Here is a 17,059-nt window from a genome sequence, read left to right as displayed (position 1 = left end):
TGTTGTCAATGAATGTAAACAACACCTAGGAATTAACCCCAAATACCTAGTCCGCAGCAATTTGCAGTATCGGGCGATCCGGTATGTCCTGATGGTCTTTGGCGACATTACTCAGGTTGGCATATGCCTGTGGCACCATCAGCCGTACCGGATAGGGTGACAAACTGATTTCACACGGCAGTTTTCCGGCACTTTCGCCGTCAATCTGCAACGGGGCCGGGCCACAATGACTGGTGATTGTCAGGCGTTCCGCCTTTACCACAGAGACATCGGTCTGATCATGCAGGCGATTAAGGGTCAGGGCGATGCCATAACGCGCCAATGCCATAAAGCCGCTGCCGGGCATCAAGACAACATCAAGCGTATTATCTGTCAGGCTGGCATCGGGTGAAATCACAAACGCCCCGCCATAATGTTTGGCATGGGTCGCAACGACACCGGCAACGCGATATTGTTCGCGGCCGATACTGACTTCGAAATCACGATGGCGCGGGAAGATAATATTACGAATTCCTTCAAGGACATAAGCCCCTTTGCCGATCAGTTTTTTAAGCTTTAGCGACACATTTGCAACCGTGTCCGCATCGGCCCCCATGCCAACCATCAAAAAGAACGCCCGACCATTCACCAGACCGGGACGCACCCAGACCTGACCGGGGTTATTGATGTAATCGGCAATCGCCTGGGCCCGGATATCAAGCCCAACCTCGACCGCCAGAACATTGGCTGTTCCCAGCGGAATAATGCCAAGCGGCGGGACTTCGTGGCCTTCGATCTGGGCATCAAGCAATCCGTTCAGGGCCTCGTTCAGGGATCCGTCCCCGCCGGCCACGAACAAACGTTGATGCGCACGGACCTTGCGCGCCAGTTCGCGGGCATGCCCCGGATGGGTTGTTTGCAGCAATTCAACCTTGACCCCGGCCTTTTGCAGGATGCTTGACAGGAAACGCTGTTTGTTCCCGCCAGCACGCGGATTGAAAATGACGGTTACCCCGGCATGGGTCATTATGAAGAACTTCCGAAATAAAAATGAAACATTAATTTCGTGTTCCCTTTATAAAAAATGAAATATGTAACAGTATATTTACAGAACCGATAAATTTATATGAACGGGTTATCTATTACCGCCGTTTGTTTTACAACATTACTGGTTGGGGACAGTATCCGGCATGTAAGACTGTCGGATTCCAGCCATTATTTTGGCAGGATACGGAGGAGCGGCGATGACAGCGATGATGCTGAAACCGCATTACCGCACGGTCTGGATTTCGGACGTCCATCTCGGTACGCGTGGATGTCAGGCAGATCTTCTTTTGGATTTCCTCAATGAAGTAACGGCGGATACCTATTATCTGGTCGGCGATATCATTGACGGCTGGCGGCTTAAGAAAAGCTGGTACTGGCCTGAAAGCCACCACGCCGTAATCACCACAATCATGGACAAGGCCAAAAATGGTGCAAAGGTTATTTTTGTCCCCGGCAACCATGATGAATTCGCCCGTGAATTTGTCGATATGACCTTTGGCCATATCGACGTCAAGATGAATGACATCCACGAAACAGCCGATGGCAAGAAATTACTGATCATTCATGGTGATGAATTTGACGGTGTTGTCAAATATGCCAAGTGGTTGGCCTATCTTGGGGACACGGCCTATAACCTGGCGATTGCGCTTAACCGATATTACAACGGCATCCGCCGCAAACTTGGTTACGGGTACTGGTCGTTATCGGCCTATCTTAAAAACCGGGTCAAGAACGCGGTTCAGTTTGTTTGCAATTTCGAAACCGCCGTCGCCCACGAAGCCGCCAAACGCAAAGTAGACGGTGTTGTTTGCGGCCATATCCATCATGCTGAAAAGCGCATGATTGGCGATGTGCTGTATTGCAATGATGGTGACTGGGTCGAAAGTTGTACGGCCCTTGTCGAAGACAAAAACGGCAAACTTGAACTGCTTTACTGGGCCGAAATGCGCCAGATGGCAATGACCCATTCCCAACCCGGCCGCGATGCAGCCAGCAGCCCGTCACTTGGGCTGGGCAAATTGATGTCACTGTTCCGGATTACCGGGGAAAGTACCGGTGCCGCGTCCCAAAGCTCGAAAAAGGGCAATGGCACGCCGATTGGAAAGACCGCATGAGAATTTTGATCGTAACAGATGCCTGGTCCCCCCAGGTCAACGGCGTTGTGCGTACCCTTGAAACCGTCCGCAATGAATTGGACGAGATGGGCCACGATGTTCACGTTATTTCGCCCGACCAGTTTACGACCATTCCCTGCCCGACCTATCCGGAAATCCGGCTGGCGCTTTTTGCCAAACGCAAATTGGCCCGCATGATTGACGCCCTGCAACCGGTGGCAATCCATATTTCGACCGAAGGCCCGCTGGGACAAGCCGCACGCAAATATTGCCTGAAACGCGACCTGCCATTTTCAACGGCCTATCACACGCGGTTCCCCGAATATCTTTATGCCCGCACCAAATTGCCGCTATCAATTTCATATCGCGGCATGCGCCGGTTCCATGGCAAGTCACAATCGGTCATGGTGGCGACGGAAACCCTGCGGGATGAATTGGGGGAACGCGGGTTTAACAATCTTCATATCTGGTCCCGCGGGGTCGATCTTGACTTGTTCCGGCCACGCCCGGATGCCAGCTTTGGCGACTTTCCCAAACCGCATTGGCTGTTTGTCGGACGGGTGGCGGTGGAAAAGAATATCGGCCACTTCCTTGACCTTGATTTGCCGGGGACAAAATTTGTCGTCGGCGACGGCCCCCAATTGGCAGACTTGCGGTCAAAATATCCCAATGCGCAATTCCTTGGCAAAAAGATCGGCGAAGACCTTGCCATTGCCTTTGCATCGGCCGATGTTTTCGTCTTCCCCAGCAAGACCGACACCTTTGGCCTTGTTATCCTTGAAGCCTTGGCATCGGGCACCCCGGTTGCGGTCTTCCCGGTTCAGGGACCGGCTGATATTGTCCGGGGAACAAAGGCTGGCGCCATTGATGCCGACCTTCGCGAAGCCGCCCTTGCGGCCCTTGAACTTGACAGCAAGGATGCACGTGCCTTGGCCGAGCAATATAGCTGGCGCAACTCGGCCGCACAGTTTCTTCACAATCTTGCACCATTTTCCGGTGGATTTGACGGGATTGCGGTAAAACGCATGGCCGTTGATACCGTCGTAGCCCCGCACAATGCGCCTGAACCGGCACTTTCGCTGTCGATTAAACAACCCGCGGAATAAAACGGGCGAAAGAACCCGAAAGCCGAACCAAGATCACGCCCGGGGACAGAACCTAGGATCAGGCCCCGAGCCTGCTTCTAGTCTGTGGCCCGGGCCGCAATTGGCGGGGTACCCCGCCGCAGACTGCGGCGAAGGGTGCGATAGGCCAGCATCGCATTGATCGCATCCGTTCCCAGCCAGCGGCGAAATGGGGACAGCAGGATATATATCGGACGAATGATCCCGACAATATGCGTCAAGGGGGGCAATTGCGGTGCGTCACTGCCCGCTGCATCCAGATAGGTCGCCCAGCCGGACCGCAACAAATCAGGACGACGCTTAAAACCGCGCTGAATGGAAAACAAAAACAGCAAGACGTCACGGGCCTGCGCATCGGGCAAGGGCATCAAATCTTGGGGATCTTCTTCGAAATCGATGAAACCGATCATTTCGTCGTCGCGAATGGTCATGTTGCGCAAAAGCGGCGCGCCATGGGCAAACCCCGCCTTGTGAAGCGATGCCAGCGCAAGACCGGCCATACCAACCAATTGCGCGACACGGTTTTCATCCCCCGCCTTAACCGCATCTTCGATTACGGTTTGCAGGATGGCACCATTATCACCCGTCGCAATCCAATGATCTGTTTCCGCCACCAGATCAGGAACCAGAATTCCGGCACGCTTGAAGCGACACAGGGCTTTGGCTTCGTTGAACAACCCTTTTTCACCACCGGGTGATACGGTTGGACGCAACAACGCAACACCGGTCAGCGTCGCAGCAAGGCGTTGCAGGCGATGCCATCCCTTTGCCTTGGGAGGCACGGCTTGTTTGATCCAGATGCGACGATCCGACCAGCGCAACGGAAAGACCCGCGCACCGACACCTTGTGCAATCGTCTGCTCTACGAGCTTGTGCAGTTGCTCTGTCATTTTTTTATCTTATATGTCGTTTTTCGAGGTCTACTTTGCAGCAGACCCTATTAGTATTGGATATAACCTTGCTGCGGCTTGCCGCTCATGCCCGGGCATGCTAGCAACAGCCCGGAACGTTCAAGACATTCATGGCGTCATCCATATAGATAGTATCAATCTGATACAATTGGAAATGACGCCGCACGACCGGGAAGAATTCGTTGCCAAAAAATTCTCTAGACCACACGACAGAACATTGGGCCACTTGGCCTATGGTCAAGCGCATCGTGCAAGATGCGGTCGCACCCTATTTTGGCAAGATTGTTCTCGCCCTGATTTGCATGGCACTTATGGCCGCAGCAACCGGCGGCTATGCCTATTTGATGGATCCGGTGATAAACGAGGTCTTTGTCAAAAAAAATCCGGCGATGCTCGTACCTGTTGGCATGGCCGTTCTTGCGGCTTTTGCCGTGAAAGGCTTTGCGAACTACGGGCAATCCGTTTTGATGAGCTATGTTGGCGGTCGAATTTTAGCCGATATTCAGAACAAGCTTTATGAGCATGTCATCCGTCTTGATATTGGCTTTTTCCACAACACAAACACCGGCAAGCTGATCACGCGCTTTACCAGCGATATCAGCGCCATGCGTGCCGCCGTTTCAGTATCCCTGACGGGCTTTGGCAAGGACTTTCTAACCGCGATCGTCCTGATCGGTGTCATGTTCTATCAGGATTGGCAATTGGCGATCATTGCCTTCACGGTATTCCCGGCCGCGATCCTGCCAATCGCACGTCTGGGCAAACGCATGCGCAAGGTGTCTGCGAATACCCAACAACAGATTGGTGAATTTGCAACCCTTCTGGAACAGACCTTCCAAGGTGTCCGCCATGTCAAAGCCTATGGCATGGAGCCCTATGAATGTTCGCGGATGGAAAAGCTTGTCGAGACTGTTTTTGATCTCAGCTTCAAAGCACAAAAAGTAAGTGCCCGGTCATCCCCGATCATGGAAACACTGGGCGGAGCCGCAATTACGACCATTATCATCTATGGCGGTAGCCGGGTGATCGATGGGGCAAGTGATCCGGGGAGCTTCTTTTCGTTTATTACCGCTCTTCTCCTTGCCTATGAGCCGGTCAAACGCCTTGCGAATATCAACATCAACTTGCAGGCAGGCCTTGCGGCATCGCAACGCGTCTTCATGGTTCTGGATATCGAACCTGAAATTCGGGACGCAGATGACGCCACCGAACTTGAGATAAAGGGCGGTGCGATCCGTTTTGAAAATGTCGCATTTTCTTATAACGAGGAAATCACGGCCCTGCGCGCTGTCAACCTTGACATCGAAGCTGGCCAGACTGTTGCCCTTGTCGGTCCATCAGGTGCGGGCAAGTCGACCATCCTGAACCTGATCCCGCGCTTTTACGATATCAGTGCCGGTGCGATCACGATTGATGGTCAGGACATTCGCAATGTCACAATGGAAAGCCTGCGCAAGGCGACCGCATTGGTCAGTCAGGAAATCACCCTGTTTGACGACACTGTGCGCTCCAACATTGCCTATGGCCGATTCGGGGCAACAGATGCAGAAATCGAGGATGCGGCGCGTCATGCCGCCGCCCATGATTTTATCCTGCAACTTGAAAACGGCTATGACACCATTGTTGGCGAACATGGGGTCAAGCTTTCAGGTGGTCAGCGCCAGCGTATTGCGATTGCGCGTGCGATGTTAAAAAATGCACCGATCCTGTTGCTGGACGAAGCAACCTCAGCACTGGATACGGAATCAGAACGCCACATTCAGGGCGCTCTGACCGAATTGATGAAAGGCCGCACAACCCTTGTGATTGCCCATCGTCTTTCGACGATTATCGATGCGGACAAGATTTGCGTCATTCAGAATGGTCGCCTTTCCGAACAGGGAAGACACGACGAATTGCTGGCCCTTGGCGGGGCTTACGCCAACCTGTATAATTTGCAATTCGCCGATGAAGCATCGACGATAACGGATACAACAGCAGTCCGAGACTGACCGATTTGCGCTGGTATAAACGGATACTCAAAAGCGATCAAATGCGCGCCAGCCTGTGCTGGCTGGCAGCTAATTACATGCGTCTGGTGCATGCGTCTGGCCGCTGGCAGGTCAAAGGGAGCGATGTCCCGCGCCAGCTGATCAAGGATGGCAAACCCTTTATCGTCGCCTTTTGGCATCAGCGCCTGTTGATGATGCCCTATGCATGGCGATCAACGGTGGGGGATATCCCGTTTCGAATGCTGATTTCATCGCATCGCGATGGTCAGATCATTTCGCGAACCATTTCGCATTTTGATATCGAAACCATTGCCGGGTCGACCGGCAAGGGCAAAGGAGGGGCTGCGGCATTGCGCGCCATCCTGAGAACCCTGAAAGCTGGCAAAACCATCGGCATTACCCCGGATGGCCCGCGCGGACCACGCATGCGGGCCACCGACGGCATTGTCCAGGCTGCGCGCCTTGCCGAAGTCCCTATCCTGCCGCTGACCTATTCATCATCACGCCGCAAGATTTTTAACAGTTGGGATCTGTTTGTTCTGGGGTTGCCATTTTCCCGTGGAACCTTTCACTGGGGCGAACCGGTTTTCGTTGACCGCGATCTTGATGATGCCGGGATTGAGGCCAAACGCCTTGAAGTCGAAACGGCCCTGACGCAACTGACCCAAGACACAGACCGAAGCCTTGGCCTGCCCGTAATTGAACCGGCAGGTGCGGATGAAGGACCGAAACTTAAACGGTCAGAACGGCCGCCAGAGGATCGCAAGGCATGAGCCTGTTTTACGCTTATCGCGTGGCGACACGGCTTCTGGGTCCAGTCCTTGGTTTGTATCTTCTACGCCGCAAGAAACGCGGCAAAGAAGATGCCGGGCGCATTGGGGAACGATTTGGCCATCCAAGTGCATTACGCCCGAACGGCAAGCTTGTCTGGATTCATGGGGCAAGTGTTGGCGAATCACTTTCGGCCTTGCCGGTGATTGATGAAATCCGCAAACGGTTTCCCGATATATCCATTCTGGTGACGACCGGTACGGTCACCTCGGCCACCATGATGCATCAACGCCTGCCCAAGGGCGTGATCCACCAATTCATCCCGATTGACCGCCAAGTCTGTGTCGCGCGGTTTTTGCATCACTGGAAACCCGATGTGGCGCTTTGGCTTGAAAGCGATTTCTGGCCCAACATCCTGACCAAGGCAAAAAAGGCCGGTACGCGGCTAGCACTGGTCAATGGCCGGATTTCGTCACGCAGTTTCAAAAGCTATTTGCGGTTTCCGTCCTTTATCAAACCGGTGATTGCCGCTTTTGACCTGATCCTGACGCAGGGCAGCGAAGAAACCGACCGGTTTGTCGCGCTTGGTGCGGGCAATGTCCGTGCGGTTGGCAATCTGAAATTCGCCGCCCCGCCGTTACCGGTTGACCCCGATGCCTTGAACGAACTTTTGCAACAGATTGCAAATCGCCCGGTATGGCTTGGCGCCAGCACATTTGACGGCGAAGAAATGGCCTGTGCACAGGTTCATCAGGCGCTTGGCCTGCAACACAAGAACCTTTTGACGATTATTGTCCCGCGCCATCCTAATCGCGCCGACGCAATCGCAGAAGAACTCGCATCAACGGGATTACGCATCGCGCGCCGCAGTCTGGGACAAAAAATCACCGATGACATCGATGTCTATCTGGGCGATACGATGGGCGAGATGGGGCTTTATTACCGCCTGTCGCCGATCTGCCTGATTGGCAAATCGCTTTGCGCATCGGGTGGCGGACAAAACCCGCTGGAACCGGCCCGGCTTGGATGCGCCATCCTGCATGGCCCGGATATGAGCAATTTCGCCGACATCAGCCGCGAAATGTTAGCCGCCCATGCCTGCCGTCCGGTTAGCGATATTGACGATCTGGCACGTCAGGTCAGTTCACTTTTGGCACAGCCCGCAACCACGGCGGAACTGGCCAAAGCCGCCCGGACCTATGCCAATTCCAAGGCCGAAGTCCTTGACCGGACACTTGATGCCATCACGGTATTGCTCGACAAGGAGGCCGCCAATGCGCGCGCCTGATTTCTGGCAGACTGACGCGATGATGGCGCGCGCCCTCTCCCCCTTATCATGGCTTTGGCGTGCCGGGGCAGGCATTCGTGCCATGACAACCACCATGCGCCATCCGGGATGCAAGGTGTTCTGTGTCGGGAATTTCACCATCGGCGGGGCTGGGAAAACGCCAACCGCACAGGCTCTTTATCAGACCTTGCGCGACCTTGGCGTTGAAGCCCATTTCCTGAGCCGCGGTTATGGCGGCAAATTGGCAGGCCCCCACCAGGTTGATCCAACCAAGGATACCGCAAGCGATGTTGGGGACGAGCCATTATTGCTGGCGCAAAGCGGTCCGGCATGGATTTCACGCGATCGCGGTATCGGGGCCGAGGCCGCCTGTAACGCCGGGGCGCAGGCAATCATTTTGGATGACGGATTGCAAAACCCGTCGGTGATCAAGGATTGCAGCTTTGCCGTAATCGATAGCGGTTTTGGCATTGGCAATGGCCGGGTCATTCCGGCGGGGCCAATGCGCGAAACACTGGAACAGGGATTGGCAAAAATCCGGGCGATCATTTTGATTGGCGACGGCAATCCGGCATTTTTAGATACCCTCCCCGCATCAGTACCGATTTTACGCGCCCGTGTTGTTGCCCGTAATGGCCCGGCCTTTACCGGACGCCGGGTTGTGGCATTTGCCGGGATCGGCCGCCCGGCCAAATTTTATGACAGCTTGCGCGCGGTTGAGGCCAACATCGTTGAAACAGTCGATTTTGCCGACCATCATGTCTTTCACAAGGACGAGCTTGCGGCCCTTCGACACAAGGCAACATCACAAGATGCGGACCTTGTCACCACAGAAAAGGACCTGATGCGTTTGCCAAGTGCCGAGCGCGACGGCATAAGCGCGCTTGGTATCCGGTTGGAATTCGACGCCCCGGAACAGCTTGTAAACATAGTGAGTGCAGTATTATCCGATGGCTGAACGCAACACATTTTACAAGGCACGCCAGAAATACCTTTCCCATCCGATGCAGGGGATCGGGGCTTATTTTCTGTTTGGCGTTTTCCGGGTTCTGCCGATTGATCTGGCATCCGCCATCGGCGGCTGGCTGCTGCGCAAAATCGGGCCCAAGATTGGCCAGACCAAAAAAGCGCGCAATAACCTGATCAAGGCATTTCCGGAAAAATCACCGGAAGAAATCGAAGCCATCATTACCGATATGTGGGAAAATCTTGGCCGCAGTGTGGCTGAAATCCCGCATCTCCCCTATTTGAAATGCGGCACTCCGCGGCTTGAGGTTGTCGGCCTTGAAAATGGCCTTGCGACCAAGGATGACGACAAACCGGGATTGTTTTTCACCGGGCATATGGGCAATTGGGAAGTTTCGACCAAAATCAGTGACGCGCTTGATCTTGATATGATGACCATCTATCGCGCGCCGGATAACCCGTGGGTCGACAGGCTTTTCAAAAGCGTCCGCAAGGGATTTCGCGGTGAATTGGTCCCCAAAGGAGCGCCGGGAGCGCGCAAATACGCGGCCTTTTTGAAAAAGGGTGGCCATGCAGCCATGCTGGTTGATCAGAAACTTAACAACGGGATTGCAGTACCATTTTTTGGCCGGGATGCGATGACCGCACCGGCATTGGCACAATTTGCCTTGCGTTACGAATGCCCGGTCATTCCAGTACGGATTGAACGGCTTGACGGTGCGCATTTCCGCATGACGTTTTACCCCGATCTGAACATCACGAAAACCGATGATCCCAAGGCAGATAACCTGCGCGTTATGACCGAGGTCAACGCGATCATGGAAAGCTGGATCCGCGAACGTCCGGCACAATGGTTGTGGCTGCATAAACGCTGGCCGAGCTGATCATCATTTAGCTCCCTGGCGTTAACTGAATTGGAACGACCTTGCCCCAGACTGATGGGACAATATGATTTCCAGTGTGATTGTGAATACAATTGCCGTCGTGACCGCCATCTTCTGCAGGGAACAACCTTTTGCTGCGCTTCTTCGTCCCCGTTTTCGCCATCATCGCCGCATCGCTGTTTGCTGTCTGGCCATCATTTGCGCTGGAAGGGGACACCGGCAAGATCGAAAAAATTTCAAAACAAGTTCGCGTGCAAATTGCCGAACTTGATCAGCAATTGCAGGCATATCTTAGCGATGCGCTTGAACAGTTTGGCGACCGGCCGATTGAATGCGGTGGTAATATCGACAAGAAGTCGCTGTCTGATTGCATGCGGGAAGATTATGGCGATCTGGCACAACCCGCATTGTCGATTGTGCGCAACAACAAGGCTGACGACAACCCGATGGACGAACTGGCCGCAACCGAAGAACGGTTTGCCATGTTCAATGAGCGCCTGAACAAGATCAACGATCTGCTGTCACGCGCCGGTGCCAAACTTTATCGGACAAGTTTTGACATCACCCCGGAAATGGATCAGCTGCGCCGCCAGGTTATTGTCTATGTCGAACGCAAACAGGAATATAATTTACGCCTGAAACAGGCAATGTTGATCGGGGCTGTTGCCGTTGCGCTGATATTTATCTTTGCGCTGATATTTTTGCTTTTGCGCCGGGTTCGCGCCAATTGATCCGAAACAGAACTTTGTCCCAAGACAAATAACATTGATAAACCACGCAAAGCCCGTTACCGAATGACTTTGGAAATATCATCCAAGGAAAGCGCCATGACACAGGCCTATTGGCAGGACATTCTGGTCGCCCTGCGCCAGATCATCCGCGCCACAGATCTTCATTCCAAACGGATGATGAAGGTGTGCGGACTGACCATCCCGCAAGTCATGGTTTTACGCGCCATTGATGAATTACAGAACGTCACCGTCCGTCGGATTTCCAACCATGTATCGCTTAGTCAGGCGACCGTCACAACAATCCTGAACCGACTGGAACAGCGCAATCTGGCCGAACGACGACGCAGCACAACCGACAAGCGCGTGGTTAATACCGTTCTGACCGATACCGGTCGCGAAATCCTTCGGGCGGCGCCAACCATGTTGCATGAAGAATTCATTTCGCAGTTCGATGCCCTGCCCAATTGGGAAAAGACACAGCTTTTGTCATCCATGCAACGTGTCGCAACCATGATGAATGCCGAAAACATCGATGCTGCCCCGTTGCTTGATGTGCGGGCGGCCGATGAAATTCCGCGTCAATAAGCACCGATACCTACCCTGTACCGCCCAACGGGCTGCAGAAGGCAGCAGATATCAGAGGCAGAAAGCTCCAGCTACTGGCGCCAGAGGCGAAATCAATCTGGGGCAATCACGATCTGATGGCCATTGCGCCGGGCGTCGCCGACAGCACTGAATTTTTGTCCATCGGCACTGACCTTGGCGGCATGAACCCCGCCAAAAAACATGTCCTCGGCGTCCCAACGATGCTGGTCTTCAAGACCCAGCCCATCAAGCAACGCGGCATCAAAGCCCGGTTCAACCGATAGAAGATCGTCTTCGACATGCAGACGCGGCGCCGCCACTGCCCCATGCAGGGTCATGTCAAAAGCATCAATATTAAGCATCACCTGCATCATGGTCGATCGGATGCGGTTTGACCCGCCAGACCCCAGCGCAATCGCATCCCCATTCATCGCCAGATAAAGGGCTGGTGTCATCATTGATGTCATGCGAACCCCGCAGGGCCAGTGATGAAAACCATCAGGGGACAAATCAGCTTCGCCCAGCATATTATTCAACATGATCCCGGTTCCCGGCACCATCCGCCCGGAACTTGATCCGTTTGACAAGGTCGCGGATGCCAGATTGCCATCCCCATCAACCACCGAAATATGGGTGGTACCATTTTGGCTGAGCGGACGTTCACCAATCATGGTTCGATAAGATTCACAAAACTCGTCGGCAAGGATTGTCGGGCTGGCACCATATTCACTACGTACAAGGCCGGTCGCATGCAGAATACGTGAAATAGCTTCAAGATGGCGCAATGATCCGAATGCGCCCAATTCAACATCACGTGCCAGTTTAAGGCCAAATCCGACCAAAACCCCGCCCGATGCCGGTGGTGGATTTAAAACAAACCGGCCCTTGCGCCCGGCAATCAAGATCGGATCACGCAGCAGCACACGATAATCAGCCAGGTCCCGGCCGCTCAGATAGCCACCATATTCCCGGCATTCAGTAACAAGCGCATGGCCAAGATCACCGTGATAAAATCCATCCGCCCCAGTCCGCAGCAAATAGTCGATACTGTCAGCCAGATCGGGTTGGTGGTGCAGATCCCCCTCGTCCAGCAAGTCAAATCCATCTGCGTCCTGATGGCCGGGTTTGCCAAAGACCAAACGGCTATCGGCGGAAAAGGCTAAAAGCGGTGTCACGATCCCCATCACATAGCGTTGAAACGCATTCAGTTCGATGCCACCACGCGCCGCAACAAGGGCCGGTTCGCCAAGGGTCGCCATCGGCAACGTGCCAAGATCGTCATGAAGTTTGAACATCCCGGCGACAACGCCCGGTGTCGCAACCGAACCATATCCGCCGTGAAATTCCTGGGTGACGCCCCCGGCAAAGCTTGCAATGCAACTTTCAAATTCAAGTTCTTCGCGCGGGCGTTTGGCAAGCGGGGTTTCAACAAAGAAATCATAAAGTTGCGGCGGTTTTCCCGCCGGGCGGGTCATGACAAAACCGCCACCACCCAATGATGCCAAAACCGGTTCGGCAACACAGGCCGCCCACATCGCCGCAATCACGGCATCAAAAGCATTCCCGCCCGCGCCCAGCACATCCGCAGCCGCGCGTGCGGTAACATCATGTCCTGCGGCGACGGCCCCGTGCTTTTTCATCGCAAACGTTTCCTGTTGTTTCCCGATTGTCAGTTATTGGCCTTAATCACACTGGCGGCTTTTTCGGCGTCTTCCATTGGCGGCACCAAAAGGGCAGCATCGACCCGCGCATCGCCGACATTGATCCGCCAATCCAGATGCGGGCCGGTTGCGCGGCCACTTGCCCCGACTTTGGCAATAACATCGCCCTGATGCACAACATCGCCGACTTTAACGTCAATTTCCGACAGATGCAAAAAAGCCGAGACCATGCCAAGACCATGATCGATAAACAGGGTCGCCCCGGAAAAATACATATCGGGATGGGCAAGCGTGACAATGCCATCTGCCGGGGCAACAACCGGCGTCCCGGTCGGAACAGCAATATCAACCCCCCAATGCGGGGACCGCGGTTGACCGTTTAGAATACGTTGTGATCCGTAAACACCACTGATCCGGCCAAGAGCCGGCCAGATAAAACCATGGTCATAGAATTTCTGGGGAAACCGTTCAACGCGGGCTTCGCGGGCCTGTCGGGAATCATCCTTGATCCGCGCCATGACTTCCGGATCCGGCGTTACCATTTTGGGCGGCAGGCCGTCGATCCGCTGAATATCAAATTCGCGATCCCCGATGTCATAGGCGTATTCCTCGGCACTGCCATCCGGATTGTGCAAGATCAGTTTTGCCGGACCTTCGTAATCACGAGGAAAACCAAGAATAAAGGCGCCATCCGGGTTGATGGTATCAATCGCCTTACCATCAAGAAGGATGCTGGCCCCGGCATCAGCCTGACCAAAGACAATGCCGCCCTGAACGAATTGGCCCTGATAGCTCGGCTCGGCCGCCAGAGCCCCGAGAGACGAGGCCATTAAACCGGTTGCGGCCAAAAACGTGGTTAATCCCAAACGCATTACAGAAGGCTCCCTTGTCTGTCATCACCCTTTGGACGCGGGTCTTTTTTGCGCGCCGGTTTAGGATTGGTTTTGACAGATGATTTTGGCGGGGCCGTGGCAATCGCATCAGACGCTGCGTCAGACGAAACAGAAGTACTTTGATCTTGCGCTGGACTTCCAGACGGACCAGCGACACTTGGTGCTGATATACCGGCGGTCACATCGGCCCGGCCATCCTGCATTTCCAAAATGTAGTTATGCCCGGCAACCAAATCGCCCGCCGTGCCAATCAGGCCATCATCGGCCCCGCGCACAACCGCAAAGCCGCGTTTCAACACATTGCGATAGGAATAACTTTCAAGCAGCCGGTCATAGCGCACCAGCCCTTCGGTTTCGCGGGTCAGGACGTTTCCAACCGCCGCCGTCATACGCCGCCCAAGATCATCGATTTGTTTACGATCACGCGCGATATCACGTTTGGCATTTGCCGGGCGCAAGCCCGCAGCGGCCCTATCAAGCCGTGCCTTTTGCATCTGAATGGCGGATTTCACCGCACCATCCAGACGCAAACCGGCATTTTCCAGACGTCCGCGTTTTTCCGAAAGCTGTTCACGCGGACTAACAAGCCGTGCGGCGGTTTCGTTCAGGCGGGCACGGGCCTTTTGCATGACGCTGCTGGCCGCATGTGGCAGCCGGTCGGCCCAGTTATCAAGGGTCTGACTGCGTTCTTCGAGCATCCGTTTCGGATCACCAAGACCCCGTGCCAGACTTTCAAGCGCGGTTCGTTTTTCAACACCGAGACGACGCACCGCCTGGGTCAGGCGGAGCCCGTCTTCGTTCACCTGCGCGATCAAATCCATGCGTACCGGCACGACCTTTTCCGCCGCGCCGGTCGGGGTTGGCGCACGCAGGTCAGATACAAAATCAATCAGGGTGGTATCGGTTTCATGCCCCACCGCCGAGATCACCGGAATATCGGATTCCGCCACCGCACGGGCAATGATTTCTTCGTTAAAGGCCCAAAGGTCTTCAAGCGATCCGCCGCCACGTGCAACGATCAAAACATCCGGGCGCGGAATATTGCCATAGGGCAAAAGATCGTTAAAGCCGCGCACGGCATTGGCCACCTGTTCGGCGGCCCCGGTGCCCTGAACCACCACCGGCCATAACAGGACACGGCGCGGAAAACGTTCGCGCAGACGATGCATGATATCGCGGATCACGGCCCCGGTCGGCGAGGTGATGATTCCGATGACATCGGGCAGGAACGGGATCGGTTTTTTGCGGTCCGGGTCAAAAAGCCCCTCGGCGGCAAGTTTCTTTTTGCGGTCTTCCAGAAGTTTCAGCAGCGCACCTTCGCCTGCGACCTCCATTGTCTCGATCACGATCTGGTATTTTGATCGCCCGGGAAATGTAGTGATCCGCCCGGTAACGATAACTTCCATGCCGTCTTCGGGGGCCAGACCAAGTTTTGCCGCCTGCCCGCGCCAGCATACACCATCAAGCACGGCCTGATCGTCTTTCAGCGCCAAATACAAATGACCGCTGCCTGCGCGTTTTAAACCGGAAATTTCGCCGCGCACCCGGACAAAGGAAAACGCATCCTCGACCGTGCGCTTAAGCGCATTGGACAAATCGGAAACCGAAAATTCCGGCATATTGCCGGGTTTTTCCGAGGCTTCGGGCACGGGGGCGAACGGGTCGAACAAATCTTGCGTCATCAAGGGTACTTTATGCTAAAAGCCCGCTTAAATTATCAGGCACGGGATGACAGCAAGCCTAGTTCATCCCGGCTGGACCATCAAGCAGTCGGACAAGTAATCGAGGTTAAAAGTCATGAAGGTTCTGGTCGTTGGCGGTGGCGGACGTGAACATGCATTGTGTTGGGCGCTTGCAAAAAGCCCGCGCCTTACCAAACTTTGGTGCGCGCCGGGCAATGCGGGGATTGCCGATTCCGCGCAATGCGTTGCGATTGCCGACAGCGACATTGACGGCCTTGTGACATTTGCCCGCGAAAATCAGGTTGATCTGGTTGTTGTCGGACCCGAAGCACCGCTGGTCGCGGGCCTTGTTGACGCGCTTGACGCGGTTGGCATCAAATCGTTTGGCTGTTCCAAGGCTGCCGCCCAGCTTGAAGGTTCCAAGGGTTTCATGAAGGATATGGTGGCAAAGTTCGGCGTGCCGTCCGCTGCCTATGGCCGCTTCACCAAACCCGAAGATGCCCGTGCCTTTGTCGAAAAACACGGTGCGCCGATTGTGGTCAAAACCGACGGTCTGGCGGCAGGCAAGGGCGTTACCATTTGCCAAACAGTCGACGAGGCATTTGCCGCCATTGATGAATGCATGCTGGATGGCAAATTCGGGGCTGCCGGTGCGGAACTGGTGATCGAAGAATTCATGACCGGCGAAGAAGCATCGTTCTTTGCCATCTGTGACGGCGAAAACGTTATTCCCCTTGTTGCGGCCCAAGACCACAAAGCTGTTGGCGAAGGCGATACCGGCCCCAATACCGGTGGTATGGGGGCCTATTCCCCCGCCCCTGTATTCACCAAATCGGTTGAAGCCAAGGTTATGGAACAAATCATTGTGCCGACCGTCAAGGGCATGGCCGATGAAGGTCACCCATTCAAAGGCGTGTTGTTTGCCGGGTTGATGATTGATAATGCGGGCAACCCGAAACTGATCGAATACAACATTCGTTTCGGTGATCCGGAATGTCAGGTTTTGATGACACGCCTGAAATCAGACGTGCTTGATATCCTTGATGGGGCGGCGACAGGAACGCTTGATCGTGTCAAACCCGAATGGCATGACGAAACCGCAATGATCGTTGTCATGGCCGCCAAGGGATATCCGGGAAGTTACCAAAAAGGCACCGAGATCAAAAACGTTGCTGATGCCGATGCCATGGACAAAGTCAAAGTCCTGCATGCCGGGACCAAAATGGATGGTGACAAACTAACCGCAACCGGCGGGCGCGTTTTAGGGGTTACCGCGCGTGGCAGTTCGGTGACCGACGCACAAAAACGTGCCTATGCGGCAGTTGATGCAATTAACTGGCCGGATGGTTTTTGCCGCCGTGATATTGGCTGGCGTGCTGTTGCGCGCGAACAGGGCTGATCCCGTTCAACACCACCAAGATTACAAAAGAC

At 54.6% G+C, this 17,059-nt stretch carries 15 protein-coding genes; 10 read left to right on the top strand and 5 right to left on the bottom strand.

The window, feature by feature from the left end:
• Positions 1-46 precede the first annotated feature (46 nt).
• Positions 47-1,006, bottom strand: coding sequence for a diacylglycerol/lipid kinase family protein (locus tag TALK_RS19420; protein ID WP_085620815.1), 960 nt, complete (start codon positions 1,004-1,006; stop codon positions 47-49).
• A 217-nt stretch (positions 1,007-1,223) separates the two neighbouring features.
• On the opposite strand from TALK_RS19420, the gene TALK_RS19415 reads away from it, so the two are divergent.
• Together TALK_RS19415 and TALK_RS19410 are read left to right on the top strand one after the other, a co-directional pair.
• A complete protein-coding gene (locus TALK_RS19415; protein WP_085620814.1) occupies positions 1,224-2,141 on the top strand; it encodes a UDP-2,3-diacylglucosamine diphosphatase in 918 nt (305 codons plus the stop codon).
• Positions 2,138-3,247, top strand: a complete 1,110-nt coding sequence (locus TALK_RS19410) for a glycosyltransferase family 4 protein (RefSeq protein WP_085620813.1) — start codon at positions 2,138-2,140, stop codon at positions 3,245-3,247. The genes TALK_RS19415 and TALK_RS19410 overlap by 4 nt, the downstream gene beginning before the upstream one ends.
• A 77-nt stretch (positions 3,248-3,324) precedes the next feature.
• On the opposite strand, the gene TALK_RS19405 is transcribed toward TALK_RS19410, so the two are convergent.
• Positions 3,325-4,155 carry a BUD32 family EKC/KEOPS complex subunit gene (locus TALK_RS19405; protein WP_085620812.1) on the bottom strand — a complete coding sequence of 277 codons (831 nt, stop codon included), beginning with the start codon at positions 4,153-4,155 and terminating at the stop codon, positions 3,325-3,327.
• 254 nt (positions 4,156-4,409) lie between these two features.
• On the opposite strand from TALK_RS19405, the gene TALK_RS19400 reads away from it, so the two are divergent.
• From TALK_RS19400 to TALK_RS19370, 7 genes are all read left to right on the top strand, one after another.
• Positions 4,410-6,167 (top strand): ABC transporter ATP-binding protein, encoded by a 1,758-nt coding sequence (locus TALK_RS19400; protein ID WP_085620811.1) that lies wholly within the window; start codon positions 4,410-4,412, stop codon positions 6,165-6,167.
• Positions 6,168-6,208: 41 nt separating this feature from the next.
• The gene (locus TALK_RS19395; protein ID WP_085620810.1) at positions 6,209-6,940 is read left to right on the top strand and encodes a lysophospholipid acyltransferase family protein; all 732 of its coding nucleotides are present in this window, start codon (positions 6,209-6,211) and stop codon (positions 6,938-6,940) included.
• Positions 6,937-8,226, top strand: coding sequence for a 3-deoxy-D-manno-octulosonic acid transferase (locus TALK_RS19390; RefSeq protein ID WP_085620809.1), 1,290 nt, complete (start codon positions 6,937-6,939; stop codon positions 8,224-8,226). Before TALK_RS19395 ends, TALK_RS19390 begins: the two co-directional genes overlap by 4 nt.
• Positions 8,213-9,184 (top strand): tetraacyldisaccharide 4'-kinase, encoded by a 972-nt coding sequence (gene lpxK / locus TALK_RS19385; RefSeq protein WP_085620808.1) that lies wholly within the window; start codon positions 8,213-8,215, stop codon positions 9,182-9,184. The genes TALK_RS19390 and lpxK overlap by 14 nt, the downstream gene beginning before the upstream one ends.
• Positions 9,177-10,076, top strand: coding sequence for an LpxL/LpxP family acyltransferase (locus tag TALK_RS19380; RefSeq protein ID WP_085620807.1), 900 nt, complete (start codon positions 9,177-9,179; stop codon positions 10,074-10,076). The genes lpxK and TALK_RS19380 overlap by 8 nt, the downstream gene beginning before the upstream one ends.
• A gap of 131 nt (positions 10,077-10,207) precedes the next feature.
• Entirely contained in the window at positions 10,208-10,807 is a 600-nt protein-coding gene (locus TALK_RS19375; RefSeq protein ID WP_085620806.1) for a hypothetical protein, read from the top strand.
• A 96-nt stretch (positions 10,808-10,903) separates the two neighbouring features.
• On the top strand, positions 10,904-11,392 hold the full coding sequence (locus tag TALK_RS19370) for a MarR family winged helix-turn-helix transcriptional regulator (protein ID WP_085620805.1): 489 nt from the start codon (positions 10,904-10,906) through the stop codon (positions 11,390-11,392).
• 92 nt (positions 11,393-11,484) lie between these two features.
• On the opposite strand, the gene TALK_RS19365 is transcribed toward TALK_RS19370, so the two are convergent.
• Genes TALK_RS19365 through xseA form a run of 3 tightly spaced genes read right to left on the bottom strand, consistent with a single transcriptional unit; the run spans position 11,485 to position 15,628 of the window.
• Complete coding sequence (locus tag TALK_RS19365) at positions 11,485-13,032, bottom strand: gamma-glutamyltransferase family protein (protein WP_085620804.1); 1,548 nt, start codon at positions 13,030-13,032, stop codon at positions 11,485-11,487.
• A gap of 29 nt (positions 13,033-13,061) precedes the next feature.
• Positions 13,062-13,925 carry a M23 family metallopeptidase gene (locus TALK_RS19360; protein ID WP_085620803.1) on the bottom strand — a complete coding sequence of 288 codons (864 nt, stop codon included), beginning with the start codon at positions 13,923-13,925 and terminating at the stop codon, positions 13,062-13,064.
• A complete protein-coding gene (gene xseA, locus TALK_RS19355; RefSeq protein ID WP_085620802.1) occupies positions 13,925-15,628 on the bottom strand; it encodes an exodeoxyribonuclease VII large subunit in 1,704 nt (567 codons plus the stop codon). The genes TALK_RS19360 and xseA overlap by 1 nt, the downstream gene beginning before the upstream one ends.
• A 115-nt stretch (positions 15,629-15,743) precedes the next feature.
• Here xseA and purD point away from each other — a divergent pair, with 115 nt between their 5' ends.
• Positions 15,744-17,027, top strand: a complete 1,284-nt coding sequence (gene purD, locus TALK_RS19350; RefSeq protein WP_085620801.1) for a phosphoribosylamine--glycine ligase — start codon at positions 15,744-15,746, stop codon at positions 17,025-17,027.
• Positions 17,028-17,059 lie beyond the last annotated feature (32 nt).

The organism is Thalassospira alkalitolerans (assembly GCF_002115745.1).
Taxonomy (GTDB): domain Bacteria; phylum Pseudomonadota; class Alphaproteobacteria; order Rhodospirillales; family Thalassospiraceae; genus Thalassospira; species Thalassospira alkalitolerans.
This window is presented reverse-complemented; position numbering and strand designations above follow the sequence as displayed.